Genomic DNA, 15,003 nt, shown 5'->3' on the forward strand with positions numbered 1-15,003 from the left:
ATGGATCTGTTGATTATTTTGACCTATGTGGCATTTGCTTGGGCGATCTTTAAAATATTCCGCATTCCGGTAAATCAGTGGACGCTCGCCACCGCAACGTTGGGTGGGGTATTTATTGTTGCCGGACTGATTCTGTTAATGAACTATAACCATCCGTATACCTTTACGGCGCAAAAAGCGGTTATTTCCATTCCGATTACACCGCAGGTGACGGGTGTGGTCACCGAAGTGACTGATAAAAACAACCAGCTCATTAAAAAAGGCGAAGTGTTATTTAAACTTGATCCGGGCCGCTACCAGGCGCGGGTCGACAGACTCAAGGCCGATCTGGTCACCGCAACCCACAATATCGATAGCCTGAAAGCACAGCTTGCAGAAGCCGTCGCTAATACCACGCGCGTCTCGGCAGAGCGTGACCGCCTGTATAAAGATTATCAGCGTTACCTGAAAGGCAGCCGGGCGAAGGTGAACCCGTTTTCTGAAAGCGATATCGACAACGCGCGGCAGAACTATCTGGCGCAGGATGCGCTGGTGAAAGGTTCTGTGGCTGAACAGACGCAGATTCAAAGTCAGTTAGACAGCATGGTGAACGGTGAACAGTCGCAGATTGCCTCATTACGCGCCCAGCTTGCCGAAGCGAAATACAATCTCGATCAGACCGTGGTGCGCGCGCCGAGCAACGGCTATATCACCCAGGTGCTGATCCGTCCGGGGACCTATGCCGCCGCGTTACCTCTGCGTCCGGTCATGGTCTTTATTCCGGAACAGAAACGTCAGATTGTGGCGCAGTTCCGCCAGAACTCGCTGCTGCGTCTTAAGCCGGGTGATGAAGCGGAAGTGGTGTTTAATGCGCTGCCGGGCCAGGTATTCACCGGGAAACTCACCAGCGTCCTGCCGGTGGTGCCGGGAGGGTCGTACCAGGCGCAGGGGGCGTTGCAGGCATTGACCGTCACACCGGGCACGGATGGCGTACAGGCGCTGATTGAACTGGAGCCTAACGCCGACGTCGATGCGCTACCAGACGGTATCTATGCCCAGGTGGCGGTCTATTCAGACCATTTCGCCCACGTCTCGGTAATGCGTAAAGTGTTGCTGCGCATGACCAGCTGGATGCACTACCTCTACCTCGATCATTAATCCCGCCAGGGCAGGAATGCGACATCCATACCTGCCCTTTTTTCATCCCGTGATCCATACTGACCTTTTTCCGGCATCAAGGATCAGGCAATGAAACTCATCGGTAGCTACACCAGTCCCTTCGTGCGAAAAATCTCGATTCTCCTGCTGGAGAAAGGGATGACATTCGAATTCGTCAATGAACAGCCCTACAACGCTGAAAACGGCGTCGCGCAGTACAACCCGCTAGGAAAAGTTCCGGCGCTGGTGACGGACGAGGGTGAATACTGGTTCGACTCCCCGATTATTGCGGAGTATATCGAGCTGTTGGGCGTGGCCCCGGCCATGCTGCCGGCTGACCCAAAAGCGGCGCTGGCGGTGAAGCAGATTGAAGCCCTGGCCGACGGCATTATGGATGCGGCGCTGACTTCCGTGCGTGAGCAGGCAAGGCCTGCCGCACAGCAGTCAGAAAACGAACTGCTGCGCCAGCGGGAAAAAATCAACCGCAGTCTGGATATGTGCGAACAGCTCATCCGGGAGGGAAAAATTCACACCGACAGCCTGAACCTGGCCACCATCGCCATTGCCTGCGCCATCGGGTATCTCAATTTCCGCCGCGTGTCCCCCGGCTGGTGCGTTGACCGACCGTTGCTGGTGAAGCTGGCTGAAACGCTCTTTAGCCGCGAGAGCTTTGCCCGTACCGAACCGCCAAAGGCTTGACGCGGGTTATAACACTTCGCTGCAGGAGGCGGTACAATCTCTCCACATGTTAACTCCCTCTCCCTTCGGGAGGGGGGAAGATATTTACTCGCCAGGCGCTTTCATGACTACTCATCATTCGCTCTACAGCCAGATCCCCGCTACCGCTCGTCTTCTTCGCGAACCTCGCATTCATGCTGTTGTGGAGCGTTTCGGCCATACCGCGACGGTTGAGATGTTACGCCTGCTTCAGGACGAAGCCCGATGCGCCATTCAGGCAGAAAATAGCTTGCCCGGCTGGTGTAGCGCGTGGGAGCTGGAAGTGGAACATCGGCTGGACAAGAACGCGCAAAGCGCATTACGCCCGGTGATCAACCTTACCGGTACCGTGCTGCACACCAACCTGGGCCGCGCGCAGCAGGCGGAAGAGGCCGTGGCTGCGGTCGGGCAGGCCATGCGAACGCCGGTGACGCTGGAGTACGATCTGGACGGCGCAGGACGCGGGCATCGCGATCGTGCCCTGGCGGATCTGCTGTGCCAGCTGACCGGTGCAGAAGATGCCTGCATTGTGAATAACAACGCCGCAGCGGTGCTGCTAATGCTGGCGGCCACCGCCAGTGGCAAAGAGGTGGTGGTATCCCGCGGCGAGCTGGTGGAAATTGGCGGGGCGTTTCGCATCCCGGACGTGATGCGCCAGGCGGGCTGCACGCTGCATGAGGTCGGTACCACCAACCGTACCCATGCGAAAGATTATCGCGCAGCGGTGAATGAAAACACCGCCCTGCTGATGAAGGTTCACACCAGCAATTATCAGATAGAAGGCTTCACCAAAACGGTTGATGAGGCCGAGCTGGCGGAGATTGGGCGCGAACTGAATCTCCCGGTGATTGCCGATCTCGGCAGCGGTTCGCTGGTGGACCTGAGCCAGTACGGCTTGCCAAAAGAACCGATGCCGCAAGAGATGATTGCGGCGGGCGTCAGCCTGGTGAGTTTTTCCGGCGACAAACTGCTGGGCGGGCCGCAGGCCGGAATTATCGTCGGCAAACGCGAGCTGATTGCCCGGCTGCAGCAGCATCCGCTCAAGCGCGCCCTGCGAGCCGATAAAATGACCCTTGCCGCGCTGGATGCGACGCTGCGGCTCTATCTCCATCCGGAGAAGCTGGCCGACCGCCTGCCTGTGCTGCGTCTCTTAACCCGTAATGCCGCCTCGATTCGTGCGCAGGCCGAGTTATTGCTGCCGCGCATCGCCCCGCACTACCCTGATTTTGACGTTCGGATTGAGCCCTGCCAGTCGCAGATTGGCAGCGGTTCGCTGCCGGTGGACAGGCTGCCGAGCGAAGCGCTCACGTTTACCCCGCGTGACGGGCGCGGCAGCCACCTGGAGGCCCTGTCGTTACGCTGGCGCGCCATGCCTGTGCCGGTTATCGGGCGGATTTACGATGGACGAATGTGGCTGGATCTGCGCTGCCTTGATGATGAAGAGCGATTTCTGGAGATGTTGTTGAAATGATTATTGCCACCGCCGGTCATGTCGACCACGGAAAAACGACGTTGCTGCAGGCGATTACTGGCATAAACGCCGATCGTCTGCCGGAAGAGAAAAAGCGCGGCATGACCATCGACCTGGGCTATGCCTACTGGCCCCAGCCAGACGGCCGCGTGCTGGGTTTTATTGATGTACCAGGGCACGAGAAGTTTCTGTCTAACATGCTGGCGGGGGTGGGGGGTATTGATCATGCCCTGCTGGTCGTGGCCTGCGATGACGGCGTGATGGCGCAAACCCGCGAGCATCTGGCAATCCTCCAGCTGACCGGCAACCCGCAGCTGACCGTGGCGCTGACGAAAGCTGACCGCGTGGATGACGCGCGCGTCGGCGAGGTGCGCGAAGGGGTGCAGGCCACCTTACGAGAGTATGGTTTTGCCGATGCGCCGATTTTTGTCACCGTGGCCACCGAAGGCCGCGGCATCGACGAACTTCGTCACCATTTGCAGCAACTGACGTCACGTGACCACGCAAGTCATCATCGCTTCCGTCTGGCGATTGATCGGGCATTTACCGTAAAAGGGGCGGGCCTGGTGGTCACCGGTACCGCGTTGAGCGGTGAAGTGAAGGTGGGCGATAGCCTGTGGCTGACGGGCGTTAACAAACCAATGCGCGTGCGCGGCTTACATGCACAGAACCAGCCCGCAGAGCAGGCGCATGCCGGGCAGCGGATCGCGCTGAATATTGCCGGAGATGCGGAAAAAGAGCAGCTTAACCGCGGCGACTGGCTGCTGGCCGATGCTCCGCCAGAGCCGTCTGAACGCGTGATTGTCTCTCTGCAGACGAATGTGCCGCTGACTCAGTGGCAGCCGCTGCATATTCACCACGCGGCCAGCCATATCACCGGACGCGTGTCGCTGCTGGAAAACGATCTTGCTGAACTGGTTTTCGATTCACCGCTCTGGCTTGCAGACAACGACCGTCTGGTTCTGCGGGATATCTCCGCGCGGGAAACGCTGGCCGGGGCACGGGTGGTGGCGCTTAACTCGCCGCGACGCGGCAAGCGTAAGCCGGAATATCTGCAATGGCTGGCCGCGCTGGCACAGGCCCCTGATGATAACGCCGCGCTGCGGGTACATCTCGATCGCGGTGCGGTGAACCTGGGTGATTTTGCCTGGGCACGCCAGCTGAGCAGGGAAGGATTAGACCCGCTGACCCGGCAGCCGGGCTTTATTCAGGCCGGTAATAGCCTGTTGAATGCCCCGGTTGCCGCACGCTGGCAGCGCAAAATACTCACCACTCTCGCGACGTATCATGAACAGCATCAGGATGAGCCTGGTCCGGGGCGTGAGCGTCTGCGCCGCATGGCGCTGCCGATGGAAGACGATGCGCTGGTGCTGCTGCTGATTGAAAACATGCGCGAAAGCGGGGTGATTAAAAGCCACCACGGCTGGCTGCACCTGCCGGATCACAAAGCCGGATTCACCGCAGAGCAGGAGGTTATCTGGCAGAAAGTGGCTTCGCTGTTTGGTGATGAGCCGTGGTGGGTTCGCGATCTGGCGCGCGAAACGAACACCGACGAGCAGGCGATGCGTCAGGTATTACGCCACGCGGCGCAGCAGGGGCTGATAGTTGCGATCGTGAAAGATCGTTATTACCGTAACGATCGCATTGTGGCGTTTGCTAACCTGATCCGCGAGCTGGATCAGGCGCGCGGCTCCACCTGTGCAGCCGATTTTCGCGATCGGCTGAACGTAGGGCGCAAGCTGGCGATTCAGATCCTGGAATATTTCAATCGTATTGGGTTTACGCGTCGCCGCGGTAACGACCATGTTCTGCGAGATTCGTTATTATTTCCTGAAACTCCGTGACCCCCGTCGTAAACACCGTTACCGGTTGGCGAGAAAATCGCCAGCCGGGACTACCCTTGTTGTACACCAACAGCAAGGAGACGGTCATGACAAACAATCCTCCCTCTTCGCGTATCCAGCCTGGCGAGTATGGTTTTCCCCTCAAGCTAAAGCCTCGTTATGACAACTTTATTGGCGGCGACTGGGTGGCCCCCGTCGACGGCGAATACTATTCCAACCTGACCCCCGTTACCGGCCAGCCGCTGTGTGAAATAGCCAGCTCCGGCAAGCGCGATATCGATCTGGCGCTGGATGCGGCGCACAACGCGAAAGACAAATGGGGGCATACCTCCGTTCAGGATCGGGCAGCCATTCTGTTCAAAATCGCTGACCGGATGGAGCAGAATCTGGAACTGCTGGCGACGGCAGAAACCTGGGATAACGGCAAGCCGATCCGGGAAACGATGGCGGCAGACGTGCCGCTGGCCATTGACCACTTCCGCTATTTTGCCTCCTGTATTCGCGCTCAGGAGGGCGGAATCAGCGAGGTCGACAGCGACACCGTGGCGTATCACTTCCACGAACCGCTGGGCGTGGTAGGGCAAATTATTCCGTGGAACTTCCCGCTGCTGATGGCGAGCTGGAAAATGGCGCCCGCGCTGGCAGCAGGCAACTGCATTGTGCTCAAACCGGCGCGTCTGACCCCGCTTTCGGTTCTGCTGCTGATGGAAATCGTTGGCGATCTCCTGCCGCCGGGCGTGATTAACGTGGTGAACGGTGCGGGTGGCGAGATAGGGGAGTATCTGGCTACGTCTAAACGTATCGCCAAAGTGGCGTTTACCGGGTCGACGGAAGTGGGCCAGCAGATCATGCAGTACGCCACCCAGAACATCATTCCAGTGACGCTTGAGCTCGGGGGAAAATCCCCTAACATCTTCTTTGCAGACGTGATGGAAGAAGAGGATGCCTTCTTCGATAAAGCCCTGGAAGGGTTTGCGCTGTTTGCGTTTAACCAGGGTGAAGTCTGTACCTGCCCGAGTCGCGCGCTGGTGCAGGAGTCTATCTATGAACGCTTCATGGAGCGCGCCATTCGCCGCGTAGAATCTATCCGCAGCGGGAACCCGCTTGATAACGTCACGCAGATGGGGGCGCAGGTCTCACATGGACAGCTGGAGACCATCCTCAACTACATTGATATCGGCAAGAAAGAGGGCGCAGATATCCTGACCGGCGGACGCCGTAAGGTACTTGGTGGCGATCTGCAGGACGGGTATTACCTTGAGCCGACGATCCTGTTTGGCAAGAACAACATGCGCGTCTTCCAGGAGGAGATTTTCGGACCGGTGCTGGCGGTGACCACCTTCAAAACGATGGAGGAGGCACTGGAGATTGCCAACGACACGCCGTATGGCCTGGGGGCGGGCGTCTGGAGCCGCAACGGTAATCTGGCCTATAAAATGGGCCGGGGCATTCAGGCCGGGCGCGTCTGGACCAACTGCTATCACGCCTATCCGGCACACGCCGCATTTGGGGGTTATAAGCAATCCGGCATCGGGCGTGAAACCCACAAGATGATGCTGGAGCATTACCAGCAGACGAAATGTTTGCTGGTCAGCTACTCCGATAAACCGCTGGGCCTGTTCTAGTCGCCCTGCTCAGGCCGTCCCTGGGCGGCCTGAGCAATTTGCTGGCGCAGGCAATTGAGGACGCCATCAAGGACGTACTGCACACGCCAGGGCTGGTATTCACGTTTGCGGAATATCGCGGTCAGATCGAGCCACCACTCTTCCTGATGCGGGAAGCAGGGAACCAGCATGCCTTGCGCTAATTCTTTTTTCAGGCTCTCTTTAGGTGCGAATACGATGCCAAGATTATTTCTTGCCAGCTCCAGCGCCGTCTGCGTATTGTCACAAATATAATTTCCGGTCACCCTGTAATCTTGCACGTTATCACTACCATGGGTACGAAAACGCCAGATATTTGCATCGTCGACCAGCATGGAATCGATCAGAATACATGAGTGATTAATTAAATCGTCAGGTCCGGCTAATGGATGGTTATTTAAATATTCCTGAGTGGCGAATGCCGTAACGGAATATTTTGTTAATACGCTGGCGACCAGACTTCCATCTTTTGGTTGTGCATAGGTAATTAAAATATCGCAGTCATCCGGGAAGGAAACGCCTTCTGAAAATTCATTGCGGTCCAGGTTGTACGTTTTCAGGGAGATACGAATGTCGCCGATGTCTTTTATCTGATGGATGACATGGCGCGCGAGGTAGGTGACAATTCCCGTGGGCGCGTAAAGGGTCACTTTGCCCCGCTTTTCATGCTTATAATCGGCAATGAAATTCACGAGCTGATCGTTTTTGTCCAGCGAAGCGTCAATATAGGGAAGTAACGCTTCACCAAACTGAGTAAGCGCAAGCTGACGGGTCGTGCGCTCAAAAACCTTTAGTCCAACCCGCGCTTCAAAATCAGAGAGATATTTACTGACGTTAGCCTGCGCCATACCCAACAGGGCAGCAGCATCACCAATGCTGTGAGTGGCGGCGATGACGGAGATTATTTTTAATTCGCGTGGCTTAAGCTGTAATTTACTCATCATGCGCACCCATCTATATCATTATATATATAATATTATATAAACCGCAGCGTTGCATTGGCAAATTTGTAACCATTATTATTCGCCCCGCTTGTTTGGCGTTTAAATGGATTACTTTGATGACTATTAAATACAATTTACTTATCGCTGCCACGTTATTTGCAGCCACATCTGCGATGGCCGGTGACTTTTCAATAGGGGCGGGGGCTGTATTTAATGAGTCGCCTTATAAGGGATATAACGAAAATACCACTGCGGTGCCGTTAATCAGTTACGAAAGCGATCGTTTTTATGTGCGCCAGACCACGGGCGGCTGGATCCTGTGGAAAGACGCAAAAAATGAACTCAGCCTGACCGCATCGTGGATGCCGTTGCATTTTGATCCCGATGACAATGACGACCATCAGATGAAACAGCTTGATGAGCGTAAGGCGTCCGCTTTCCTCGGTGGCGCGTACTATCACCACGAAAGCTGGGGTTCTTTGAAAGTGGCGGTCTCTGGCGATGCCACGGATGAAAGCGGCGGCATGATTGGAGAAGTCTCCTACTTTCGACCCATCAGGATGGAACGTCTGACCCTGACGCCATCTGTGGGTGTTTTTTATACCGACGAAAGCTATAACGACTACTACTACGGCGTATCCGGCAACGAGTCTCGCCGCTCAGGTCTGAAGCAATACACCGCCGGTGACAGCTGGACGCCATACGTTGGCCTGGCGGCTAAATATCAGTTAACCCAGAAGCTGTACCTTAACGCCAGCGCGGTCTACACCGTGTTGCCTGACGACGTGAAGAACAGCCCGATGATCGACCGCGACGACAGCTTCGTGCTGATGACCGGGCTGACCTGGCGCTTCTGATACGGTAAAAAGCCGGGTGGCGGCTACGCCTTACCCGGCCTACATGGTTGCCATCATCGCTTTGCGTAGGCCTGTGCAAGCAAAGCGCCGCCAGGCATTTTTTGATAGCACTTATCTCCCTTTGTCCTTTTCCGTAATGACTTTTTTCTTAATATGCCCACTATGCTAATGCGATCCACCCATCATTAAAGATGTGTATCATGTGTATGATTCTTATAAAGACATAAAACCGGTCGCGTTAGCCAGATATGGCAGCAGGCGGGAATTAAACACTGATATCAGGAGTAGTTATGTTTTATCCGGCTTACATTCATTCTGATTCCGACAGCAGCGCCAGTGGCTTTTTCCCTGACGTCCCTGGCTGTTTTTTTGCAGGGGATTCCCTGGATGAAGCATTTCAGGATGCGCGTGATGCACTCACTTCGCACTTCGAAGCACTGTTAGAAATGGATGAAGCATTGCCGCTTCCTGGTAATGTGGAGGCACACCTGGAAAATCATCCGGACAACTTTACGGGTGGGCAATGGTTCCTGGTAGATATTAATATGAAACAGTTCGATGGCAGAGCCGAGCGTATTAACATCACAATGCCTCGTCGTTTACTGATGAAGATTGATTCCTTCGTCAGCGGGCATCCTCAGTTCAGTAATCGAAGTTCATTTCTGGCTGAGGCAGCACGTCGCGTGCTGCCTGGATAAAGATTAATTATAGAGGGCTGCGGTTGCTTTTAGGATATCGGCAAAGGAATAAATATCATCTACCGTTGCTATGGGGTGACGCGTTTCGTTTTTTTCTATATCGAAAAGACCTATGTATTTTTGTGTGCGATTAAAATGCAATCGGCAAAGGGGTTTGCGGTTGTTATCGTCTACAAGAATACCAAAGTAGCTTTTGTTATCTCTGTGAGTAATACGTGGTGCTTCCAGTACCGCTCTGGTAATTGCTTTAACAATATGGTACCCCTCAAGCTCTTCTAGTGTTGTGACCACATCAGTTTCATCTTTATGGTCGTCTTCCTCAACATGTGATGATTCATTGGGAGCATCGATCAACGCTGGGGGTATACCCGTAATGGCTGACTTGAGGCGCTCATTTACCTGATCATTTATGTATTGACTAGCAGCTTTTTTAGTCAAATTTAAAAAAGATTCCCTGACTTTTTGGGTCAGCATTCCGTCATAAACCCGGGATGCAAAAAATTTCACGAAGTCGTCTTCAGGATTGTTTAGCTGAGTATGCAGGATTTTTTTGATTTGGCTAACATATTTTAATTCACCAGCTGCATTGATAATTGATTCCAAATCAAACGAAGACTTAGTTAATTTTTTTAGTTCTGGTATTATATTCTCGTCTATATCAAGAAGATCTACTTCCAAAAATGGTTTTTCGTCCATTTTATTAGGCGCATCAAGGTCGGTAAAAAATTTATAGGTTTGTCCATTTGTGAGGATTGAAATCCTGGCGTTTGTAACATGAAAATACCTAAATAACTGGGATGCATGATTTATATTTAATGGCTCGCCAATTTTTTTACATTCAATAAGTATCTGTACATCATTATTTTTCATTATGGCATAATCGATCTTTTCGCCTTTTTTTGTACCAACATCGCAGACAAACTCTGGTGTCACCTCTGAAGGGTCAAAAACATCATAGCCTAGTACATTATGAATAAATGGCATTACAAAAGCTGTTTTTGTCGCTTCTTCCGTATTAATTACTTCTATTTGTTGTTTTATTTTATTGGATAATGCATTTAATCTTTCAGCGAATTCCATGGGATATCCTTATTTTAACTATGTGTCTTTATGGAATAACACTAAAATCTGTGCCAGACAATGGTATGCTGAGGCGATGGACACTAAAAAAACAATACCGAGGGCTAGATCACATTGTCTTTCAATCTCTAATAAATCATCGAGCTCGGCATTCACGAGCTCGATAAAAATATTATATATTACGTAAGTCGGTATTATCCTTATTTATGCTTCATCCACCCATATCCGCATCTCCCCTTCTCCCCGGTTTGCCCAACTGAACCAGGGAATAAAGGTCAGCGTCTGGGGCTGACGCTGTGCCGGCGAGCGATCGTACTGCCACAGCGCATCCGTATCCTTCGCGTGATAACCGCTCCCCTCCGCCTGTATCAACATTTTGTGCGCGAAAATGCCTTTGCCTTCAAATACCCGGAACGCACTGTTTTCAGGCAAAGAGAGGTTATGCAGATTTGCGCCGTTATCAGCTTCTTCCAGACAGTAAACCAGGGGCCCGCGCTGAAGCGCGACTTTACCTGCCTGCTGGCGCACCTGCGGGTTACCGTACACGCGGCGAACCGGCATAGGGAGTGTCAGAGTCAGCGTGTCGCCCTCATGCCAGCAACGGTTGAGGTAAAGATATCCACGAACGACCTCACCGGTGACGCGTTCACCATTCAGCGAAACAGCCGGTTCGGCGCACCAGTCCGGCAGCCGCAGGGCCAGCGTGTGAGTCACCGGAACAGGCGAGGTTATTTCGATGGTCACCTGATCCTGCCACGGATAGTTACCGCTAATACGTAGCCGGAGTGTGTTTTCATCAATCTGTATGGCGACATCGTTCCCCACATACAGGTTGATCAACAGGGCATCCGGGCGAACGGTATAAATGTAATGTCCCAGTGAGGTCAGCACGCGGGCGATATTCGGCGGACAGCAGGCGCAGCCGAACCATCGCTGGCGGACGGGCTTCACGTGATCGTAGATATGGTTGAACGCCAGCGTTTTCGGATGTACCTCCAGCGGGTTCACATAGAAGAAGTGTTTTCCGTCCAGCGCCATGCCGCCGAGTACCGTGTTGTATAACGCGCGCTCCATCACGTCGGCGTAGTGACTGTCTGCCTCCATCTCGAGCATCCGGCGGGCAAACATCATCAGGCCAATGGAGGCGCAGCTTTCCGCGTACACCGTATCGTTGGGCAGATCGTAATCGCTGCTGAACGCCTCGCCGCTACTTTGCGAGCCAATCCCGCCGGTAATGTACAGCTGGCGCTGCGCCATGTTATTCCACAGCCGCAGGCAGTCCTGGCGTTTACCTTCGTCGCCGCTCAGGCGCGCCAGATGCGCCATGCCCGCCATCAGGTAGACAAAGCGTACCGCATGGCCGATGGCCGTTTGTTGTTCAGCAAGAGGCTGATGTGCCTGGCTGTAGGCTTTGTCCTTGACCATCCACGCAGGTCCATAGGTATTCCAGTATGACGTTTTGCCACGCTTCTCGTACTCGATATCGTAGAAGTGAGGCTGGGTGCCGCGTTCCTCAATAAAGTATTTCACCAGATTGAGGTAGCGTGGTTCCTCCGTGACGTCGTACAGCCGCATCAGCGCCAGCTCGATTTCCGGGTGGCCAGGATAACCGTGCAGCTGCGTTTCGCCAGGGCCAAACACGCTGTCGATATGGTCTGCCAGCCTGCACACCACATCCAGCAGGTTGCGTTTACCGGTTCCCTGAAACCAGGCCACGCCAGCCTCAATCATATGCCCGGCGCAGTACAGCTCGTGGCATTCGGCCAGATTGGTCCAGCGCGCCTCGGGGGCCTTAACCGTAAAGTACGTATTGAGATAGCCATCTTCACACTGTGCTGCGGCAATCAGTTCAATGACCTCGTCGGCGGTTTTTTCCAGTTCAGCATCCGGTTTCTGGCATAGCGACCACGCCACGGCCTCCAGCCATTTCGCCACGTCGCTGTCCTGAAACACCATCCCGTAGAATTCACCCTCTTCCAGACCCGCGGCAATGCGGAAGTTGGTGATGGCGTGGCTGGGTTCAGCCTCTGCCACGCGATCGTTCAGCGCATCCCACTGGTAGGGGATCACCACATCACGGACCAGTCGTTGATACTGCCCGAGAAACGGGTCATTGATTTTCAGTTGGTGCAGATCGGGTTCCATTACGGACATCGTATTCTCCTCAGGAAGGGACATGACGCTGGCGCAGATCGGTGGCAATCCGCGACATCAGGGGATTGTTAAGCCTGCACCAGCGGATAGTGACCGCCAGCAGCAGATGGAAAAGGGCAGGCAGCAGTGTCTCCATGGCGGTGATGCCCTGTAACGAGGCTGGCGTCTGGTTACCCATGCCCGGCTGATAGGCTACGGTGATAAACACCAGGCTGATGATCCCGGCGCTGGATGCCCATGCGAGCTTGATGAAAAACAGGTTGAAGGCGAAGTTCATGCCCGATGAGCGCACGCCGTTTTTCCATTCACCGTAGTCATCGGCAAAAGCCATCAGCGAGAAGTGCAGTGGCAGGGTAAAACCGAGGATCACGCCGTTGCTTAAAATAATCACCAGCCAGAGCGTCTGGTGCGCCGGGCCTCCCGGCAGAAACCACATGCCCACCGCAAGCGCAGCGAGCACCAGGTTGGTGTAGTAGTAGAGTTTGACGGTATCAATACGGCGCGACAGCGGATTGACGATCACCGCACCCAGAATGGCCGCAAAAGTCACCATCGTGAAAAACAGCGAGGTATAGGCCGTGCTGCCCTGCAGGACGTAGGTGATGAAGTACATGTATCCGCCGCCGCGAATGTTGAAAACGTTGATCAGCAGAAACGACATCACCAGCATCAGGAGCAGTTGATCGTTTTTACGCAGGCCCGCAAGGTGCTCGCGTAAGGTGAATTTACCCATCAGCGCCAGCGGAACGCGCTCGCGAACCCAGAAGAAGCAGCAGAGAAACATCACCACGGCGATAGCACACAGGACGCCGACGCCAAGCTGATAACCCTTTGCGGCATCGCCCTGACCGAGCTCCGCGACCAGCCATGGCAATCCCACAGAGACCAGAAATCCCGCCACGCCGCACAGCACAAAGCGCCATGACTGGCAGGCGATCACCTCGTTGTGTCGGGTAGTCATGGTGTTAATCAGCGCGCAGTAGGGCACGTTAATGGCGGTGTAACCAACGGACAACAGCAAATAGGTACCAAACGCCCAGGCGATTTTCACCCCCATGCTGGCTTCCGGTACGGTGAACGTCAGCACACCAATAACCCCGATGGGGAGCGCCACCCATAGCTGCCAGGGACGAAAACGTCCCCAGCGGCTCTGCGTGCGGTCAGCAATCACGCCCATCACCGGATCGGAGATGGCATCAAACACACGAAGAGCAATAAATAGCGTGCCCACGAGCGCGGGAGTGAGGCCAAAGACATCGGTATAGAAAAAGGTCAGGAAATTCATGATCAGGCAGGTAATTACCGTCCCGCCCGCATCACCCAGGCCATAGCCAATTTTTTCGCGGACGGACAGCCGGTCATCTGCCGCCCCTTGTGTCACGTCTGATTCAGTAATCGGTGTGGAAGTCATGAAGTAACTCCTCGATGAACGAATTTATTATCGTATTTATGCAAGGTACCCATTTATTCTGCATTGAACGGCAAGGCCAACAAGGGAAGGGAAAAGTATAAAAAGGTGACGATTCCGACCTGATGAAGAAAATGTGATTTCGATCGGACAGTTATTCAGATATTAGTTAATAATCAATGCGTAAATTGAATATTGATGGCAATAAAAGCGGAATGGTGAATATCCATGCTCGAATTATCCATAGCGCTTCCGATTAAGGTCCAAAATGGCGGCCTATTTATTTCCCGGGGCGTGGGTCGCCATCCTGCGCGGAAATTAACATCGTGGGAGATTATTTTTGTCGAAAAAGGGACATTAACGATCCAGGAAGAAAATACGGTGTTTGAGGTGCGTGCAGGGGAGACGTTACTGCTTTGGCCTGACAGGCGACACGTGGGTGTGGGCGAATTCCCTGTCGATCTTAAATTTTACTGGCTGCATTTTGAGATTGAACATTACCCCTCTTCACAACCCAATCTGGCGATAGAACAGCATTGTCGCGTGAGGGACGCCCAGTCTGTCATTTCTCTTTTCCGCCAGTTCTTAAGCGAGCAGGAGAAATTACAGCGAACCATGGCGCTTGAAATCATTTTACTGCTGATCTTACAGCAAATTTCCCGTCCTTCCGGATATGAAGACAGCGGCAATGAAGCCGGTGCGGCCATGGCGTGGAAGGCGAAACAGCTTATTCGCACACAGTTTCATTTACCGCTTTCAACGTCGCTACTGGCAAAAGAGCTGCACTGCAATGCGGATTACCTTGGGCGAGTATTTCGCCGGACATTTCATTTAACCCTGACGGAGGCCATTCATCGCCAGCGTGTCCGGGCGGCAGAAAAATTACTGCTCAACGAGGCCGCATCATTAACCGAAGTAGCGACACGCTGCGGTTTTAATGATGTGGGCTATTTTCGACAGATTTTTTCTAAGCACACCGGTCTAACGCCCGCCGTCTGGAAACGGCGGTACTGTAAAGAGCATATTAATTCTGGTTGACCTGCCTCGGGG

Annotated in this window: 12 protein-coding genes; 8 read left to right on the forward strand and 4 right to left on the reverse strand. The window is 53.9% G+C overall.

The features are described 5' to 3' along the window. The 5 genes from G0034_RS00675 to aldB all read left to right on the forward strand — a co-directional run bounded on the left by G0034_RS00675 (position 1) and on the right by aldB (position 6,794). Positions 1–1,137 (forward strand): HlyD family secretion protein, encoded by a 1,137-nt coding sequence (locus G0034_RS00675; protein WP_014882020.1) that lies wholly within the window; start codon positions 1–3, stop codon positions 1,135–1,137. Positions 1,138–1,227: 90 nt separating this feature from the next. Further along, a complete protein-coding gene (locus G0034_RS00680) occupies positions 1,228–1,836 on the forward strand; it encodes a glutathione S-transferase (protein ID WP_014882021.1) in 609 nt (202 codons plus the stop codon). 103 nt (positions 1,837–1,939) lie between these two features. Further along, positions 1,940–3,325 (forward strand): L-seryl-tRNA(Sec) selenium transferase, encoded by a 1,386-nt coding sequence (gene selA / locus G0034_RS00685; RefSeq protein ID WP_179120418.1) that lies wholly within the window; start codon positions 1,940–1,942, stop codon positions 3,323–3,325. Beyond that, positions 3,322–5,169, forward strand: coding sequence for a selenocysteine-specific translation elongation factor (selB, locus tag G0034_RS00690; RefSeq protein WP_057057600.1), 1,848 nt, complete (start codon positions 3,322–3,324; stop codon positions 5,167–5,169). Before selA ends, selB begins: the two co-directional genes overlap by 4 nt. An 86-nt stretch (positions 5,170–5,255) precedes the next feature. Next, positions 5,256–6,794: an aldehyde dehydrogenase AldB gene (gene aldB / locus G0034_RS00695; RefSeq protein ID WP_014882024.1), complete on the forward strand. Its 1,539-nt coding sequence runs from the start codon at positions 5,256–5,258 to the stop codon at positions 6,792–6,794. Here the strand turns inward: aldB and G0034_RS00700 are convergent. Next, complete coding sequence (locus tag G0034_RS00700; protein WP_059361794.1) at positions 6,791–7,756, reverse strand: LysR family transcriptional regulator; 966 nt, start codon at positions 7,754–7,756, stop codon at positions 6,791–6,793. The genes aldB and G0034_RS00700 overlap by 4 nt on opposite strands. Before the next feature lie 116 nt (positions 7,757–7,872). Here G0034_RS00700 and G0034_RS00705 point away from each other — a divergent pair, with 116 nt between their 5' ends. Beyond that, a complete protein-coding gene (locus G0034_RS00705; protein WP_014882026.1) occupies positions 7,873–8,613 on the forward strand; it encodes a MipA/OmpV family protein in 741 nt (246 codons plus the stop codon). Positions 8,614–8,903: 290 nt separating this feature from the next. Further along, the gene (locus G0034_RS00710) at positions 8,904–9,311 is read left to right on the forward strand and encodes a type II toxin-antitoxin system HicB family antitoxin (RefSeq protein ID WP_179120419.1); all 408 of its coding nucleotides are present in this window, start codon (positions 8,904–8,906) and stop codon (positions 9,309–9,311) included. A 3-nt stretch (positions 9,312–9,314) separates the two neighbouring features. Here the strand turns inward: G0034_RS00710 and G0034_RS00715 are convergent, their stop codons facing one another. The 3 genes from G0034_RS00715 to G0034_RS00725 all read right to left on the reverse strand — a co-directional run bounded on the left by G0034_RS00715 (position 9,315) and on the right by G0034_RS00725 (position 13,956). After that, entirely contained in the window at positions 9,315–10,391 is a 1,077-nt protein-coding gene (locus G0034_RS00715; protein ID WP_047343738.1) for a type I restriction endonuclease, read from the reverse strand. Positions 10,392–10,595: 204 nt separating this feature from the next. Next, a complete protein-coding gene (locus G0034_RS00720; RefSeq protein WP_179120420.1) occupies positions 10,596–12,545 on the reverse strand; it encodes a glycoside hydrolase family 127 protein in 1,950 nt (649 codons plus the stop codon). A 10-nt stretch (positions 12,546–12,555) separates the two neighbouring features. Then, entirely contained in the window at positions 12,556–13,956 is a 1,401-nt protein-coding gene (locus G0034_RS00725; protein WP_023336562.1) for an MFS transporter, read from the reverse strand. Between the two features lie 225 nt (positions 13,957–14,181). On the opposite strand from G0034_RS00725, the gene G0034_RS00730 reads away from it, so the two are divergent. Then, complete coding sequence (locus tag G0034_RS00730; RefSeq protein WP_179120421.1) at positions 14,182–14,991, forward strand: AraC family transcriptional regulator; 810 nt, start codon at positions 14,182–14,184, stop codon at positions 14,989–14,991. Positions 14,992–15,003 lie beyond the last annotated feature (12 nt).

It is taken from the genome of Enterobacter sp. T2, from assembly GCF_010692925.1.
In the GTDB taxonomy this organism is placed as follows: domain Bacteria; phylum Pseudomonadota; class Gammaproteobacteria; order Enterobacterales; family Enterobacteriaceae; genus Enterobacter; species Enterobacter kobei.